The organism is Marinobacter sp. NFXS9 (assembly GCF_040148665.1).
In the GTDB taxonomy this organism is placed as follows: Bacteria; Pseudomonadota; Gammaproteobacteria; order Pseudomonadales; family Oleiphilaceae; genus Marinobacter_A; species Marinobacter_A mangrovi.
In genome coordinates this window covers 1-1,608 of sequence record NZ_JAGDDW010000044.1, presented here as the reverse complement: position 1 = coordinate 1,608, position 1,608 = coordinate 1, and the positions used below count along the sequence as shown (strand labels likewise).

Below are 1,608 nucleotides of genomic sequence, written 5' to 3'. Positions count from 1 at the left end.
TGGCGCAATTTTTCGACAGAGTGAAAGCTCGGGCCTTGGGGGCCTATGCTCATCAGGATGCGCCTTTTGAGCAGGTGGTAGAAGAGTTACAACCAGACCGTAGCTTAAATCACAGTCCGCTGTTTCAAACGGCTTTTACTTTTGAAAATACACCGCAAGATGAGTTGGTGCTATCTGGTGTCACCTTGTCAGGCCAACCATATAGTGAGGTAGGCGAACAGAGTGAAGTTGATAAAAAGCAACAAGTCGTAGTTGATCTGCATCTGATGTTGGAGGAGCGGCACTCTGAGAATGAATGTGTTATTGCTGGATCGGTTCTCTATGCTCAGTCGATTTTTACCGCATCTACTGTAGACATCTGGGTCAGTTACTTTAGAACGCTATTAACAAATATTGCCGAAACCTCAAGGCTGGACGAGCAGCCGTTGGGTTCGTTGTCGATGTTGCCTGAAGCCGAGCGGGAGCAGTTGCTGTACGGGTTCAACGACACGACGGTGTCCTACCCGCAGGACCGGTGTATCCATGAGTTGTTCGAAGCCCAGGCGGAGCGTCGCCCGGACGCGATCGCCCTGGTGTTTGGTGAGCAACAGCTGACGTACCGGCAGTTGAATGAGAAAGCCAACCAGCTGGCTCACCGTCTGGTGGCTGAGGGTGTGCGGCCGGACAGCCTGGTGGGGTTGTGCGTTGAGCGAAGCCTGGAGATGGTGATTGGCCTGTTGGGGATACTGAAGGCCGGTGGGGCCTATGTGCCGATCGACCCGGTGTACCCTGCAGAACGTATTGAGTACATGCTGTCAGATTCGGGGGCCCCCTGGTTGTTGACTCAGTTGAGTCTGTTTGTAGATCTGCCAATTCAGGACCAACAAATTTTGTGTTTGGATGTAGATGAGACTTATGCCGAGCAGCCGACGGTCAATCCAGAGCCGGAGACTTTAGGGCTGCGAGCTTCGCACCTTGCCTACGTGATTTATACCTCTGGCTCTACGGGGCAGCCCAAAGGGGTAATGGTTCAGCATCGAGGAGTATGCAATCTGTCACGCGCTCAATGCGAGCGCTTCCTTGTACAAGAAGACAGTCGAGTATTGCAATTTGCTTCGCCGAGCTTTGACGCCAGTGTATCAGAATGGTGTATGGCTTTATGCGCTGGTGCGCAGCTGCATCTGGCCGAACCGTCAGGGTTGATGCCAGGGAGGCCATTATTCCATACGCTACAAAAGCGCCGGATCAGCCATGTCACGCTACCGCCTTCGGCGTTGACCGTGATGCCGGAAAATGCGGCTTCCGAGCTAGAAAGCCTATCGAGCATCGTTGTTGCAGGTGAAGCTTGTGCGCCATCGTTGGCGGAACTTTGGGGTCCGGGGCGTGATTTCATTAATGCCTACGGGCCATCGGAGGCCACGGTTTGCGCAAGCCTGTATCAGTTTATTGAGGGGCAAAGGCTGAGTATTGGTCAGCCTATCGATAACACCCAACTGTATGTTCTCAATGAGCAGCAAGCCCTGGTTCCCATTGGTGTGGTAGGAGAGCTATACATTGGCGGTGCCGGTCTTGCCCGCGGTTACTTGAACCGTCCGGAGCTAACAGCCGAACGCTTCATCACCAACCCCT

The 1,608-nt window shown here is 53.5% G+C and carries 1 protein-coding gene; it reads left to right on the top strand.

Annotated elements, in window-relative coordinates; genetic code table 11:
- Positions 1 to 1,608 (top strand): non-ribosomal peptide synthetase (locus tag J3364_RS22540; protein ID WP_349560407.1); only part of this gene is annotated, 1,608 nt, incomplete at both ends.